Here is a 15,198-nt window from a genome sequence, read left to right as displayed (position 1 = left end):
AAGTTGCAGCTTGAAATCCCCGGAACTGTTGGCTCGAATAAGGCGTCAGAGCAATTCGCAGGGGAGGGACGAATGAGCATCGTGCTGCGACCCGGCGCGCCGTCGGATTCCACCGTTTGCGGAAAAATCTGCTTCGAGGCGTTCAGGACAATTGACGATGAGCACAACTTCCCGTGGGATTTTCCGTCGGTGGAGGTGGCCACGCAGGTCCTGACGATGCTGCTGTCCAACTCGGGATTCTACTCGCTTGTCGCCGAGAAGGACGGAAAGGTTGTCGGCAGCAACTTTCTCGATGAACGCGGACCGATTGCCGGGCTCGGGCCCATCACAGTTGATCCGACCTCACAGAACGCGACGATTGGGCGGCGCTTGATGCAGGCTGCGCTCGACCGCGCGAGCGATCGGCGTGCGGCCGGGGTGAGGCTGCTGCAATCCACATTTCACAATCGTTCTCTGTGTTTGTACGCCAAGCTCGGCTTTGACACCCGCGAGACGATCTCGAAAATGAACGGGGCCCCGCTGGGCGTCAGCTTGCCGGGGTACGACGTACGTCCGGCCAGCGCTACCGATCTCGTCGCCTGCAACGCGTTATGCCACCGGGTTCACGGTCATGATCGTGGCGGCGAACTCCATGACGCGATTAATGCGGGAACGGCGCGGGTCGTCGTGCATCTCGGCCAGATCACCGCCTACGCGACGGATGTCGGGTTCTTCGCTCATGCCGTCGCCGAGAGCAACGAAGGTCTGAAGGCCCTGATCGGATCTGCTCCAAGCTTTCCCGGCGGCGGCTTTTTGGTGCCGACCCGAAATAGCGAATTATTCCGCTGGTGTCTGCAAAATGGCCTCCGACTCGTGCACCAGATGACCCTAATGACGACCGGCCTCTACAACGAGCCTAAGGGCTTTTATCTGCCCTCGGTGCTCTATTGAGCAAGGAGCCTCGGCCCCGAGCATCAGGCCGAGCTTCCGTTCATGGCCCAGCCGAACAGCACGTTAGCGGCGAGATAGTCAGCTCCTGAACGTGGACCGGAAATTGCTCACCTGCTTGATCAATGCTTTTGAACGGACCGGACATCACCAACCTTTCACCACCATCATTCCAGCGGCTCTGGTGGCAAGTCGCGCGCTGCCGAAATCGGAAATGACATGATCGGAGCGATCATGATTGGGTGCCGGTGTTTTATAGGTTTGATAGGAGCGGCCATCGTCGTCGCGCCGCTCTCGATACGCGCGCAGCAGCCGGCCACACCGGTCATTGGATTTCTCAACAACTTGTCGCCCGGTGCGATCGCCCGCCCCGTAGCCGCGTTCCGCGACGGCCTGAAGGAAGCCGGGTTTATCGAAAGCCACAACCTAGTTATCGAATATCGCTGGGCCGAGAATCACAATGATCGCTTGCCGGCGCTAGCTGCCGATCTGGCCCGGCGTCAGGTTGCGGTGATTGTTGCGACCGGCGGTGGCGCCTCGGCGCTAGCCGCAAAGGGTGCGACCACCACAATTCCGATTGTGTTTTCCTCAGCCACTGATCCTGTCGAGCTGGGCCTCGTTGTCAGCCTGAACCGACCCGGCGGAAACGCCACCGGCGTTCATGTGATGACCAACTCTTTGGAAGCCAAGCGGCTGGACCTGCTGCACGAATTGGTGCCAAACGCCGCAACCATCGCCATGCTGGTCAATCCGGGCACCCCCGGCGCCGACAGCCAGTTGACGGAAGCGAAGACGGCCGCGCAAAGCCTCACGCGGAAAATTCACGTTCTAAGGGCACACAACGAGCCGGAGATTGACAGGGCCTTCGCGATCTTGGCCGAGCTCGATGCCGACGCTCTCCTTGTCGCGGCCGATCCGTTCTTCAACGCTCACCGCCAGCGGATTGTCACACTGGCAGCGCGCTACGCCATTCCCGCAATCTACGAGTTCCGAGAGTTTGCCGTGGCCGGCGGCCTGATGAGCTACGGGATCAGCCTGGCCGACGCGTACCGGCAGGTTGGACTTTATACCGGCAGAATTCTTCAGGGCGCTAAGGCCGCCGACTTGCCGGTTATGCAGCCGACCAAATTCGAGTTGGTCATCAATCTCAAGGCCGCGAAGGCGCTGGGCATCACGGTCCCGCCGATGCTGCTCGCCCGCGCCGACGAGGTGATCGAATAGAGACGCCTCTGCTGCGTTGCACGAGTCCGGAATTGGCCCAAAGCTGACCTGCTGAACGTTAGCCGGAATGTCCGCTTCCGAATACATAACGGCTTACCATCCCTGGCGCCCCGAATCCATTTTGCACGCTCTTTGGCTGTCCGTAACAGAACCCGACTGGCTATGTGGTCCGTTTCGTATTGGCGGCGAGCGCGGGGATGACGCGCTCACCGCGACCCATGGCGAGGATTTTTAGCCTCGCACCGGGTCGCACCCAAACACGGGCCAGCCGGTTGACACTTTCGATTGCGCAGATAGGTGGTTGCCCGCGCTCATGATTGAGAACGCGCAGCAGACTCGGCAAGCCGGTGCGGCGGTTGAGAGTCTTCGGAACGTCGTGGCTGCGGTTAATGGGTACGTTCCTAAGGGGGCGTCGCAACCCACCATGATCGAAGGTAAACCGCCTCACTGAGGTGGGAAGTTAACCGCCAACCGAGGCTTCGATATCCAAGTTAGGCAACGATCGCACGGGCTGTTCTTAGTTGGCGACTAGCTGTACGAGGTGATTGGTTATTGGGGTGATCATAGCCGAAATGGATTTACAATCGGCAGTGGCCTGCCTGACTCTCGCCACTGGAAATGAATGTTCGACGTTGCCAGATTGCTTCATAAACTCGTTCAGGAAGTCAGGATCGCCCTTGGGGATACCGACTCGGTATGCTTCCGGAGGCGCCCCGGCAAATCCAACTTGATAAGTGCTGCCATGCACTATCATATTTCGGCGCGGAAGAAGATCATCTAGCGCTTGCGTCGCGGTGTCGAGCGCGGCCCGATGTTCTGGCGAGAATGCATAGCTCTGGATGGACTTCTTGAATTCTTTGATGCGCGTCCCAAACGTTTCATTCAACATATCGAGGTATACTTCTGTGAAGTGTCGCTTGTTCTGACAGAACATCATCATCGTGATCAGAACGTTTTCTAGGTTTGAACACTCAGTTAGAAACTCCCCCATCGCTTGGTGGAGTTCGTCGAGGTTTGAGTCCATCTCTGTTTGCTCAGCCATGGCGTTGCTACGGGTACGTCTTCGAGGTGCCGTCCGCGAACAATATCTTCCTTACTTCGAAGCGCGTTTTTATGTTCGCGAGCTGTTCGTTTTTGAATCTGTTATGGTCGTCCATGTATTGGTTGTACTTTAGTTGCCCGGTCCAGCTGTAAGTGGAGCCGCTGTTTATAGCGTCATTGATGGCGAGCTTTGTAGAGAGAACCTCGTTGTCGAGAAGGTCGGAAAAAGTAAGTAATCCGTCGAAGGCGCGGACTGCCTTGGTAGACTTGTTGACGATGGACAACTCAAACACAATTGCTGCTTCGTAGTCGTTGTTTCTAACGTCGGCAGGCTTGAAGCGCTTAGACTGCATTGAAATTTCGATCGGGGACGGCTCGCCCGCGGTGGGGGGCGGTGACGGCAGCGACGAGTCTGATGCAGTTTTCGCTCCGCTTGCAATTCGGCCGTCAGGTTTGAATACGTCACTTGGTAGGATCATCCGGGTAAGCCGCCAATCGCTACTCCAATTAAACTCGAATCCAATGGGCGTCTGAATGGATGAATCATTCTTCGGGAGTATGTCGACCCTGAAGCTAAAAGGACTTCCCGCGAAGAAAGCGTATTTGATCTGATCCCATTGGACTTGACGAATAAGGTTGGCCGATTTGTCAATTCCTTCGGGGGTTTTCTTGCCCGAACGGGACTTGTCGTTTTCTGACTTGGCTAGTGCGGCGATGGCTTGGGGAGTGACATAGCCATCGATCATTTGGTTTATCACGGCTGGGCCAAGCACCGCGGCCAAGCCGTTGGCCATTGCGTCGTTCGCGTTTTTGCTTCTCACGTTTTGCAAGAGCTGCGCGTTCAGGTCGCCACGCAGCCCTTGACGAAATGCGTTCCAGTCGACGCGCTTCTCAAGCGTTGAGACGTCGCCGTCGCGGGCCGCTTGCATCAAGGTCAGTACCGCATAGTAGGGCCAAGCAATCCAAACGATGGCCGCTAGGCTAAGCGCCGCAATCAGCTTGCCCACCCATCGCTTGCGCTTGCGGCGCACTGGCGGTTCAGCAGAGTCCGTGCGTGTTGGCTGCCTAGCAAGCAAACGGCGCAAGACGGCATCGCTCTTTGCTTCAATCCAATGCGAAGAACCTTCGGGGGCAACGAGGTCGCCCGGCAATATTTGGCCCCGCTCCACCATCTGCGAGATAGCGGATTCGTCGTATGGGCCATAGACTTTAGAATCTACGTCGACATACCAACGCTTAGGCGTTGGCGGTGCAATATCTGACATGAAAATGCTCCCCAGCGGAGACGATTGTTTCGCAACTTGCGCGGGAAGGCAAGTACGGGCTTCTACGAGCGCGAGGCGTCTGCGCGAGGGCGTCTGTACCGATAAAGGCTACAGAACCGGCCGCAACTCGACGTAATTAGCTGGAATCGGAGCGCCTTTATAGTTGTAGAGGATTATTGAGCATCGCAAACTGCTCTCAGCCGATTCCGGCATGAGGAGATTGAGAAATGCAAAGCATCATCGAAGGACAACTGGCTGCCAACAGGGAGCTTCTCGCGGACCTAGTTAGAGTCGATCGAATAGATCAACAGGCCGCCGACATGCACATAAGGGACGGCGAGTGTCTCGCGGCAGGAAACATAGTTTTTGAAGTGCGAGCTAGCCAACGGCGTGAACAGCCTACCGAGTCATTCAGGATCGAATTCAGTGGTGTGGTCTATAGCGAAAGCGCAAATGGCTGAACGCATGTTACCGAACTGGCCGCGTGGGCTGTCGCGCTTTGGCGCGGCAGCCTACATCGGGGCGTCGCACGCGATGTGGGACAGGATGGTCATAGCCGGAGACATGCCAAAACCTAAGCGATTCTGCGGCCGCGCGATCTGGGACAGGCACGCGGTAGACAAGGCTTTCGACCGCTTGGACGACGGTGGTGATACTGACGAAGTTATTGAGTTCGCGCCGTAGATCGATGTCTTCCTGAGGGCCGCGCATAGGGAACGAATCGCTTATAATTGTTGGAGATAGCCAACGATGGAAGGCGATGCCGTGTCCGACGAAAACGTTTCGCTTTTGGATGACCAGAATATTGCTGCGAGATTCGCGCCCTTGTTCGATGCGCTTTCGAGCGCGCACACGTCGGACAACGTCCGGCCACTGCTTGCGCACTATACGTCGCTTCAGGTGATGGAGAGCATTCTAAAATCTGGCGAAATATGGTTCTCGAATCCTCTGTTCATGAACGATCTACAAGAAATGCGCTTCGGTTTGAGCGTAGGCACGCGATTTTTCTCTAATGTCGATCATCTTAAGAGAGCGGGTGATGGTGACGCGCGCGCCGACATCCTTCAGAAAGCCTATTTCCGATACTTCCAGCACTTCGACGAGCAGCAAGCGTTCGATACCTACATTTTTTGCCTTGCTGAGCACCGGCCCGAAAATGATGACGGCTTGCTTTCAATGTGGCGTGGTTACGGTCAACATGGCAACGGCGCGGCGTTGGTAGCCGCGTACATCGGCGAGAAGTATGCTCCAGTGCGCCGCCTCAAGGATATTGAGGAAATCGATATTGCTGATGTGCTTTCGATCTACGATGACGACCGCCGCGAGACGCAGGCAAACAAAGTAAAATTCGACGAACGAATAGCGCGCCTAAACAAATGGTGGGGCGGCAAGACGCTTTCTGAGGTGAATGGTGCGAATTGTCGGGCCTATACGAAGTGGCGTGGTAACAGCGGCGGCTCACGGCGAGACTTGGAAGACCTACGAGCCGCGATTAATCATCACGCCAAAGAAGGATTTCACCGCGGCATCGTCCGAGTCGTGCTGCCTGAGAAGGGGCTGCCTCGGGAACGATGGCTGTCTCGTAACGAGGCTGCCAAATTTGTTTGGGCCTGCTGGCGATATCGTGAAGCGCAGACGGTTCACGTAGGGCCTTTTAAGGGTCAAAAAATCGCGACGGATAAGCGACCGTTGAGACACGTCGCACGGTTCACGCTGATCGGCCTCTATACCGGTACGCGTGCCGGTGCCATAGCCACGGCTTCTCCATTTCGGGCCGCAGGGAAATCATTCGTTGACCTCGAAAGCGGGATTTTCAACCGCTTGGCGATCGGCAAGCGGGCGAGCACCAAACGTCAGCCGCCCGTGCCTTTGCCCGGCAGGCTTCTTGCCCATCTTCGACGATGGACGCGCCTCGGCATTGCACAGACCCACTTCGTGGAATGGAATGGTAAGCCGGTGGCGTCGGTGAAAACCGGCTTCGCTTCCGGAGTGCGGATTGCTGGCCTTGACGTGAGCGCAGGCAACGTCACGCCGCATACCCTGCGCCACACAGCAGCGACTTGGCTGATGCAGCGTGGGGCGCCCTTGTGGGAGGCTGCGGGCTTTCTCGGAATGAGCGAGAAGACGCTTCGGGAAACCTACGGCCATCATCATCCCGACCACTTGCGCGGAGCAGCGAACGCTATCGGAACGCATTCGGCCCCAACAAAGAACGTAGGATTGGTTGTTTCGTTGGTTGACGAAAAGGCCAAGCGTGGAAAGCCGGGCCAAGCCCTTGAAATCAGTGGTGGGCCCGGCAGGACTCGAACCTGCAACCAGACCGTTATGAGCGGCCGGCTCTTACCATTGAGCTACGGGCCCCGCCGCCGGCGACCACTGAAAGCGGCCCGAACGGTGCGCGGGCTCCTTTATAGGGTGGCAGGCATTCTGGCAACGCCAAAGAAAGGGCTGATCGAGGCACGCGAACAGGCTGACTGACCAGGTGGGCTTCTCGTCGTCCTCGGCACAAGCGCCGGCACCGCCTCACCATGCCATGCCAATCCGATATCCCATCCGTCCGGTATCGAACCTGACCAAAACACCGTGGTCGCTGTGCCGGCCTTCATCGCCGCTCGCTAGGCTTGCACGCCCGCACCACGATCTAGTTTTGTAGGCCAAAAACTCGCGAGCTGCTGCCGATCTACAATCATGATCTCGCGTTGAGTATTGCCGATCAAATCGAGCACGCCGGCACTACGCAATTGCGCCACTGCACGTGAAACTGCTTCAACAGTCAGGCCAAAGGTAATCAGCGATGGCAGCAGTCTGATGATTTGCATGCGATACCTCGCTAAAATACGCCTGCGGTAGCCGTGCCGAATCGACGCGCTGTTCGTAGCCCCATCGCGTTTGTTTGCAAAATCACAGGCTCTGAACACAAAAGGATAGGAAGAGACGACGAACAGGTGTAATTCCGGTCGATGAAAACATTTCGGGCGGTAGTCCTCACAATCGAGGGCGAAATCATTCTGACGATTGGTTTAGTTTGTGCCACCGAGGACGAGGCCAAGGCACGTGCTGAGGACCTGCTCCAGGACGATCCTGTAGAACTCTGGGATGGACCGCGCAGAATTGCGCGCTTCGAGCCCGGGTACTAGCCAGCCTCGCACGGGCGCGGCGTCTCTCATCGTCTCTTCGAACAAGATGCAGGATCGGCGAAACCTGAAAACTCAGCGCAAATATGCGATCTGGTGTTTTTGGTCGCGCCAATGGCATGGTCTGTAAGGCCCGCGGAACGTGGCAGATGCTTGAGATGGACTTCACGCGGGCCGAGCTCAGGGGATGCAGGGAGAGTTCCCCGCCGCAGCTGAAGGGCTAAAATCATCCAACGCGCAGACTCTTCTACGGGCACTTTGCCTGAGCTGTTGTCCTGAGCTCGAAGGCGATCCGGGTCCCCTCCGCAAGAACGGCGTAGCCGGCCTTCTCAACCGCCCTGATTTGCACGAATGAGTCGACTCCGCCATGACCAGGCTTGATGATACCGTAGCCATTCGCCGCGTTAAACCACTTTGCCATGCCAGCCGCCACGTCATTATCTCCAGTTAAATGACCGCGATGTAGCTGTTGTTTGCGCCCGATCGTTCCTTACCTGGGGGGCACGTGACAATCGCAATCCGCTTTGCGGGCTATGGGGAGTGGCGTTCGCGCCGGGACGACCAATTGCAGCGGCGATGTCGGCGACTGGCATTGCGTCGTCCCGACGTCAGAGGAGACGCGGGAAGTTTACTTGCGAGAGGCTTCTCGATCGTGTCATCGAGCGCTCGCTCCTGAGTGGTCGTCATGACCGCCCGTTCGAGCGAAGCAAGAAAGGCGCGTCCCCCTTCTGTTATGATCCAGTGCCCGGAATCTCGCTCAACAAATTTCTGCCCGAAAATATTGAGACCTGGTGCCCGCTCGGCCAGTCGCTTCATGCGAGCCGTCCACTCCGGACCGCTGGTGTAGAACACTGTCAGGTAATTCTTCAGGACGGCGAGACTGGCGCGGCCCTCCGGTTGGCCGGCGAGAATTTTAAGTATGGAGAGCTGAAAACTCACATCCGTCAACCAAACGCCGCAACACGAACGCCGTATATATTAGCGGCCCCCCTGCTGAGCCCGCGCTCCGTTTCAAAACAAGAACATGAAGAGTAATGCTAACGCGCGGAACGTCGCACAGTGTGGGCGCAAGCTTAAACTGCCGTTTCGAATGCGGGAACGGGCCTGTTGATCGTATTCATCGGCTACGCCGAAATATTGGGCTGCCAAGCATCCAAGCTGAGTGACGCTGGACAGCCCAGAGCTTTACGAAAGCCAAACCTCAACGTCTCCCAGCGACCAGCCAAACGCGGGAGCGCCAATCGAAGGTCGCGACGTTGCAAGAACAGTGAGACTACCATACGCGCGTGAATGTATCCGCGCCCTTCAACTTGCTGGGCTTGCCGTTCTGGTCAACGTAGAACAGCGTCCATGACGTTGGCATTTTGGAGCCATTAAGTTTGCCAACCCAGCGGGTAAAGGAATTACACTGGGCAAAAGTGACAACAAAATACAACCCCCTGGGAGTAACGGCTCCCGATGCGGGATAGGGGATGCCTTGGCACGCAAAACCGTGAGCGTGGTTTGTGAAAGTTCCTTGTATTGCCCCGCTGGTGGCGGAGAAAACGAACAGTTCTGAACCCCGTTCATTCTTCCAGAATGAAGGAGCGGGAAGACCCTGCGCCGTGGCCTCGCTCGATACCACGAAGCATTGGGCAAGCAGCAAAAGTCCTAGAAGTCTCTTCATATTCAAACCTCGAAGCAAGTAAGTCGCGTAAGGGTAGCAACATAGATCGTGTAGTTTGGTACAACTTGAGGTGACGTTCGCTGCCTTGTCCTGCATTCGGCAGTGGAATGCGGCGCATATACCCGAAGTCGCGCCGGATTCCGGCGCTCTACGGCCTGAGTCTCCCGAAGAGTGGTCGCGGCGTCCCCTCGGTAAGCCGATGCTCAGCTACTTTGATGTGAGGCGAGCGCTCCCGGTCGCCGAAATGGTCGGCGCGATGCGGGACCCAGACGACGAGAGCGACATCGGTTCTCGCGCCTTCGCCAATTGCGCGTCGATTTGCTGGAAAGCAAGTTTGAAGGTCTGCCGGCGTCTCGCAAGCAACCGGCTGACTTCGACCGACCTCGCATCAGCTCGCTAGGTGCGTTAAGCCCCCGTATCCATCCGTTTTCGCCGCTGGATCGGCAAAGCCATAAGAAGGTCTGCGTTTACAATGGAGCACTCCTCGGGGAGAGATCGTGGGAGTCCCGAGGAAAGTCATCCGTCATCTTGGTGTGTTAGTGCTCACTTAACCCCGCCAATTCTTGGAGTTTCAACGGCAAGGAAGTGGCCGTAACAGCAGCAAGGTAGCGCTGGCTCGCGGAGCACGTCGTGAACTGAGCTTGAGCACTGGCAATATTGCGCAAAGAGGTGCTGTCGCCGACCGTACCACTTGACGGTTGGCCGGTATGGCGTCAACGAGAAAAGCCAATAGGAACTGGACATGGATGTGATTGATCAAGCGAACGCCTCGGCGTTGCCGCCCGACTTGCACAGGCTTTCAAGGCGCTTTTCTTGGATCCTCGTGCTTTTGGCCGTCTCCATTGGCCTGTGCGCTGGAGGTGCCTATTATTGGACTAGCGTCGAGACGCTTTCCGGGACGTCATCGGCCCGTGAAGCTGCTCAGATGACAGGCTTGTCACACGAAGAAAAGGAAGCTCTCTGGGAGATCCGATTGGGACAACAGAAGGCAAGTGATGAAATTGAGAAGGCAAGTGATGGAATTGCAGAGCTCAATCGCAACATGGGTGCGCAGCAAGCCGATTTGAAGCGGATGGCGGACCAGATCGAGGCATTGACGGCCAAGATCGAGTCTTTGCAGAATTCACCGGTCCCTACATCTGTGCCTGAGGCTCCTTCTCCACCAGCAGCCCGCCCTGTATCGAGGCCGGTGAAGAGAATGGCCCAGCCCGCTAAGTCAGAAGGCCCAATCTCGGTCGGGGGTGCGCCGCTAATTGCTGATCCCGGCTCCGACCAGCGTTGATACACTCCATAGTGTTGTCGCGGGCGTTTCAGCCTTCCGGCCGGTCGGCCGAGCCTCAGTCGATTTTTCTGCGTCTCTTGAGTTCGAGAGATCAAAAGGTCGAGGGCTGCTTCAACCAGCAGTCCGACGAATGGCGTTGCCGTCGGTACCGGCTGGACCATGTTTTCCTCAACGCGTCTGAAGCACCGACGGCGGACTCTGTGACCCTGCTCAACCGAGCTCAATACGCGTGTTGGACGCATCGATAAGCGACTGCGTGTCTCCACGGCCTCGTTAAAGCATTCCTTGCAGCTGATATTGACCGAGAGCGACCTGCATCAATATGGCTGTCAGGGAGCCCGCTTTGATCAGGAAATGATCCGGAGATCGCGAGAATTCTGCCGGCAAGCTTTCCAGCTGCCGAAGTGGATACCTTTGGCGGAAAGGTGATCGCGACTTCCGGAGGCACGCTGGCGCGACCTGTGGATGTCGTTCCCCCCAATTGGTACGACACTGTTGCCTATGAGCATTCCAGAGAAAGCGCGCGAACGTGGGGTCGCATCAGGGCTCCCGGTGTGATCGAAGGGCCGATCAAGGGCGAAGCGTCCTGGCCTATGTCGAAAAGGTGTTGGTGCCATCCCTCCTGCCCGGCGACACTGTCGTCATCAACAATCTCGGCCACCAGGGAAAGATAGCGCGGCGCGACATCCGACCGGAAGGCGCAAAGCTGTTCTTCCTGTCGCCCCACAGCCCGAGCTCATTCCAATCGAGCAAATCTCCGCCAAGCTCAAGACCCGGCTCCGAAAGGCCGTCGAACCGTAAACGCGGCGTAGACGCGCACGGGTGTCTTGCTGGACTGTTTCACGCCCCCCGGGATGCGCCAACTACCTCGTCAACGCCGAATGCGCCTCAACATGACGCACTCACGCTCAAATCATCAGAATGGCAAAAGCGGGTAACGGTAAAAAGAACGATACCATCCTTTGTCGGGTTTGTTGGGTTCGTGACCCTGGTGTTGGAACGGGTTCGCAGAGCCGAACCGACGGAAACGCAATAAACGAGGGCCTGGCGCAATCAGCGAAGTGGCACGAGTTTTGATGCTTTCCTTGCGGTGCGGCAGGCGTTGCCGGCTGGAATTATGTTTCGGTTACCCTCATGGGGAGTACGGAGGAGGGAAAGCGGAATGACGGGCCTCCGTCAAATCGCATGCTTCAAATTGCATGCTATTGGATGCCGGGGATGGCAGAGCTCGCGACCTCGAACCTATGGGCGAGCCGACTTCGGGAAGAATATTTTGAAGGCTGGCTCCAGCCGCTTTTTATGTGCGGCGAGTACTGGTCTAGCAGGCTCGAGAGTTTGTGCGCGCCCGGGCGGTGCCCTGACGTCAGAAATGCAATCCGCATCGGCTCTTCCCTAAAGCCTTACAGGAGGTGCCTGCATGAGCTTGGATATTGAATGCGATGTTGCGCATGTCAGCCCCGTCGCAGGTCAAGTGTTCCGCGACCTTGGCATTGAGCCGATCATTAACTGCACCGGCGTGCGTACATCCTACGGCGGATGCAATCCAACCCGACCTGTAGTCGCCGCAATGGAAGCGTCGGGTCAGGGCTTTGTCGTTCTGGATGAACTAGCGGAAGCGATCGGACGGAAATTGGCGGCGCTCGCCGGTGCCGAATGGGGGCTCGTGACCGCTGGAAGTGCCGCAGCAGTAAGCCAGGCGGTCGCTGCTTGCGTAGCTGGTAACAATCCAGAAAAGATGCTGAAGCTCCCGTTACGAGGCGAGAAGATGGTGGTCGTCGCTGCTGATCAGCGAATGGCTTACGAACATGCAATTCGAGCAGTCGGTTGTATGGTGCTTCCGATCGGCCGTGCCTCAGACCTGGATCAGCTTCAAATTGAGAAGATCGCAGCAATATGCCTTGTTGCCTCGGATATTCCGAAGTCGGCGTTATCGTTCGAACAAATCGCGCTGCGCTCCAAACAACTGGGAATTCCGCTGATCGTGGACGCGGCCGGACAGGCGCCCAAGTTTCCAAACGTTTGGCTTCAAAACGGTGCCGATCTGCTGATTCATTCAGGCGGGAAGTATATCAGCGGACCGCAATCTACCGGTTTCCTACTCGGCTCGGAAAGATTGTGCAGAGCGGCGTATCTAAATGGGCCTCCTGGCCAGTCGTTTGGTCGGTCAATGAAGGTTGGTAAAGACGAGATCATTGGCGCTTATGTCGCGTTGGAGCAATGGGTAAAGGGAGGGGCTGCTCGTGCGATGGAAAGATGGCGCGAGTGTATTTCGATAATGAAGCGGGAATTTTTGAGCGTACCTGGCCTTTATGTCCAAGAGCTGGAACCGGACTCTGCGTTCTGCAATCCACGAATAGCGGTTGCTTGGGACGTTAGGACGTTCTCAGTGAACGCCAACCTGATCACCAAAAAGCTGGCCATTGCCCGGCCACGCATTGTGTTGCACGACTGTTGGCAAGGCCCCCAACGGATCGTAGTCGATCCGACCAATCTGACCAAAGTTGAAGCCGAGATCGTTGGCCGTTCAATCGTTCATGCCATTGCAGAACCGCCGTTAGCACCAGCGGCACCACCAGAGGGTGCTTTCGAGGAGCTAGCGGGAGCATGGCAAGTCTTTATCGACTTTCTTCACGGCAGCGCTGTCCATGCGTTCACGCTACTACAGGATCACCAAGATGTTGCGGGCACGCACATTGGCGCCGAGGTTTCGGGTAGCTGCCGAGGCGACATAATTGGATCGAAATTGAAGCTGTTTTCACAATTGCCGGGAGACCCCTTGGCCTTAGACTATGAGTTCGAAGGAACGCTTCGCGATGGCAGCCTGACGGGCATTGTTCACTTGGGTGCATCCGCACCCAAGTACAGCGGCATTACCTTTAGGCGGCAGTTCGGACAAGCGACTTGGCGCGCTGAGCGTACCCGAACAAATCACGCCGATAGTGTAAGATGTACAAGGTGTGGCTAGGCAGCGGCCTTTTAGGTAGGTCCGAGCAAACTGCGGAGAATCATGGTGGACAGTAAATCAGCCATGTCCATGCTCGCTTAGTCTTGACGGCCTGGCCAAGCTGATTGAGGCGTATTTGGCCCCCTGCAAATCCAAGTGCATGCCGGCCGCTTGATAGGTGCTTAGTGTGGACGGTTACATCAAGACCGGCTGAGGCGTCACGGTTAACCCGATCAAACGCTTTGAAAATCGGCTTGCCACATACTTCGTACCATGACCATGGCTGGACTCGGACGAAAGTGGCTGCAAACAGAGTCTTCTTTGCTCAGGTGAGCCGCATTAGGTGAGACACTCGGCATATGCGACCGGAACCGAGAAGATCACGACGCCTCTGGGAGGATGATAGGCTGATCGTTGTGGCACTGGGTGCTGCAGGAATTATCAGCTACGGCACACTTTATTATTGCGTAGGGGCCATCGCAAAAGAGGCTTCCCGTGACCTCGCCGTCACAGAGGAGTGGATACTCGCTTGCTTCTCCTTGGCGTTGTTTGCCAGTGCGCTGATGTCGCTGATTGCCGGTCGGCTCATGGACCGATACGGCGCAGGCAAAACCATGAGATTCGCCTCATTCGCTGGAGGTGCTAGTCTGGGAATTGCAGCAATATCTTGGAATGCGGTCGTTTTCGCGATAGCCCTATTCGGCATGCAACTTGCGTCGGCCTTTCTCTTTTACGAGGCCGCATTCGTGTTTTTGGTTCAGCGAGATGCGGTTCATGCCAAAGGGCAAATTGCTCTATTGACATTGATCGTGGCTTTCTCGTCAACGCTGTTTTGGCCGCTGACCTCGCTGTTGCTCGCTTCGATATCCTGGAGGCAGGTCTGTTGGATCTATGGAGGTTGCAATGTTCTTCTCGCCCTTCCTTTAATCCACTTCGTTCTCCGCGGGTTCCCCGTGACACTTGGACGTCAACACAAAGTCCATGGGCCGCAAGCCCGCTCCTTTTCCAAGCTGATCGATCTTGTCTTGGTATCGGTCGGCTTTTCGCTAACGACCTTTGTTTTCTCAGCACTTCTCGGCCAGATGATCCCAATCCTTTCGTCGACCGGTTTAGATATCAAGCGGACAGCGTTGGTTTCGACGCTCTTCGGCCCGTCCCAGGTGGCGGTACGGCTATTTGCAGCTTCGTTTACCGAGAGAATATCCCCAATTCAGCTCACCATGCTCTCATGTGTTATGCTCTCGGCTGCTACATTCGTCATTATGTTGGCGTCTCACACGCTCGTCGGAATTCTAACCTTCATTGCCTTCTTTGGGTTTAGCTCTGGTCTAAATAGCATCTGTCGTGGAAGCTTGCCGCTCTCACTCTTCGGGCCGGACGGGTACGGAACACGTGTCGGGTTGATCACGACGTTCCGATTGGCTACGGCGTCATTTGCGCCGTTCTTCTTCAGTTTAATCCAAAGCAACTATGGTATCGTGCTCGCATTGGCATCTCTAGCTCTCTGCGCAATAGGAAGCACGCTTTCATTCGCATTTGTGAGCGCTCGATCAAAACGAGAGCCGAGCCGTTGAAGAAGTGTGTTTCCACCTCAGAGTGAGCGCGACCTAGACTTGACCGGATAGTAAACAATTATAGGAGGCATCTTCGATGGAGAAATCGCATGCCTAACAAGTTTAGGTCGCCAGCCGAGGTCGCCGCGATCCGGCAGAGCTGTG

13 protein-coding genes, 1 tRNA gene and 1 pseudogene are annotated in these 15,198 nt (G+C 56.5%); 7 read left to right on the top strand and 8 right to left on the bottom strand.

Features of this window, described 5'->3' with window-relative positions; genetic code table 11:
• Positions 1-72: 72 nt before the first annotated feature.
• Together XI04_RS03180 and XI04_RS03175 are read left to right on the top strand one after the other, a co-directional pair.
• A complete protein-coding gene (locus XI04_RS03180) occupies positions 73-930 on the top strand; it encodes a GNAT family N-acetyltransferase (RefSeq protein ID WP_271499967.1) in 858 nt (285 codons plus the stop codon).
• A gap of 216 nt (positions 931-1,146) precedes the next feature.
• On the top strand, positions 1,147-2,148 hold the full coding sequence (locus XI04_RS03175) for an ABC transporter substrate-binding protein (protein ID WP_271499968.1): 1,002 nt from the start codon (positions 1,147-1,149) through the stop codon (positions 2,146-2,148).
• Between the two features lie 517 nt (positions 2,149-2,665).
• Here XI04_RS03175 and XI04_RS03170 read toward each other — a convergent pair.
• Both XI04_RS03170 and XI04_RS03165 read right to left on the bottom strand, forming a co-directional pair.
• A complete protein-coding gene (locus tag XI04_RS03170) occupies positions 2,666-3,190 on the bottom strand; it encodes a hypothetical protein (protein WP_271623391.1) in 525 nt (174 codons plus the stop codon).
• 7 nt (positions 3,191-3,197) lie between these two features.
• Entirely contained in the window at positions 3,198-4,454 is a 1,257-nt protein-coding gene (locus XI04_RS03165) for a DUF2939 domain-containing protein (protein WP_271623390.1), read from the bottom strand.
• Positions 4,455-4,907: 453 nt separating this feature from the next.
• Here XI04_RS03165 and XI04_RS03160 point away from each other — a divergent pair, with 453 nt between their 5' ends.
• The gene (locus XI04_RS03160; RefSeq protein ID WP_271623389.1) at positions 4,908-5,138 is read left to right on the top strand and encodes a hypothetical protein; all 231 of its coding nucleotides are present in this window, start codon (positions 4,908-4,910) and stop codon (positions 5,136-5,138) included.
• Positions 5,139-5,417: 279 nt separating this feature from the next.
• On the opposite strand, the gene XI04_RS03155 is transcribed toward XI04_RS03160, so the two are convergent.
• A complete protein-coding gene (locus XI04_RS03155; RefSeq protein ID WP_271623388.1) occupies positions 5,418-5,564 on the bottom strand; it encodes a hypothetical protein in 147 nt (48 codons plus the stop codon).
• A 66-nt stretch (positions 5,565-5,630) separates the two neighbouring features.
• Between XI04_RS03155 and XI04_RS03150 the strand changes: the two are divergent.
• Positions 5,631-6,548 (top strand): annotated as a pseudogene (locus tag XI04_RS03150) (site-specific integrase); the annotation flags it as partial.
• A 191-nt stretch (positions 6,549-6,739) separates the two neighbouring features.
• Here the strand turns inward: XI04_RS03150 and XI04_RS03145 are convergent.
• The 5 genes from XI04_RS03145 to XI04_RS03125 all read right to left on the bottom strand — a co-directional run bounded on the left by XI04_RS03145 (position 6,740) and on the right by XI04_RS03125 (position 9,254).
• Positions 6,740-6,815: transfer RNA gene (locus XI04_RS03145), tRNA-Ile, on the bottom strand.
• 254 nt (positions 6,816-7,069) lie between these two features.
• Entirely contained in the window at positions 7,070-7,273 is a 204-nt protein-coding gene (locus XI04_RS03140) for a helix-turn-helix domain-containing protein (RefSeq protein WP_271623387.1), read from the bottom strand.
• Positions 7,274-7,835: 562 nt separating this feature from the next.
• Positions 7,836-8,009, bottom strand: coding sequence for a cold shock domain-containing protein (locus XI04_RS03135; protein ID WP_333914823.1), 174 nt, complete (start codon positions 8,007-8,009; stop codon positions 7,836-7,838).
• A gap of 110 nt (positions 8,010-8,119) precedes the next feature.
• A complete protein-coding gene (locus tag XI04_RS03130; protein WP_271623385.1) occupies positions 8,120-8,527 on the bottom strand; it encodes a hypothetical protein in 408 nt (135 codons plus the stop codon).
• 334 nt (positions 8,528-8,861) lie between these two features.
• Positions 8,862-9,254, bottom strand: coding sequence for an avidin/streptavidin family protein (locus XI04_RS03125; RefSeq protein ID WP_271623384.1), 393 nt, complete (start codon positions 9,252-9,254; stop codon positions 8,862-8,864).
• 742 nt (positions 9,255-9,996) lie between these two features.
• Between XI04_RS03125 and XI04_RS03120 the strand changes: the two genes are divergently transcribed.
• The 3 genes from XI04_RS03120 to XI04_RS03110 all read left to right on the top strand — a co-directional run bounded on the left by XI04_RS03120 (position 9,997) and on the right by XI04_RS03110 (position 15,054).
• Positions 9,997-10,536 carry a hypothetical protein gene (locus XI04_RS03120; protein WP_271623383.1) on the top strand — a complete coding sequence of 180 codons (540 nt, stop codon included), beginning with the start codon at positions 9,997-9,999 and terminating at the stop codon, positions 10,534-10,536.
• 1,417 nt (positions 10,537-11,953) lie between these two features.
• Entirely contained in the window at positions 11,954-13,501 is a 1,548-nt protein-coding gene (locus XI04_RS03115; protein ID WP_271623382.1) for a PLP-dependent transferase, read from the top strand.
• Positions 13,502-13,896: 395 nt separating this feature from the next.
• Positions 13,897-15,054, top strand: a complete 1,158-nt coding sequence (locus XI04_RS03110) for an MFS transporter (RefSeq protein ID WP_271623381.1) — start codon at positions 13,897-13,899, stop codon at positions 15,052-15,054.
• Positions 15,055-15,198 lie beyond the last annotated feature (144 nt).

The organism is Bradyrhizobium sp. CCBAU 11430 (genome assembly GCF_028128855.1).
GTDB classification, from domain to species: Bacteria; Pseudomonadota; Alphaproteobacteria; order Rhizobiales; family Xanthobacteraceae; genus Bradyrhizobium; species Bradyrhizobium ottawaense.
This window is presented reverse-complemented; position numbering and strand designations above follow the sequence as displayed.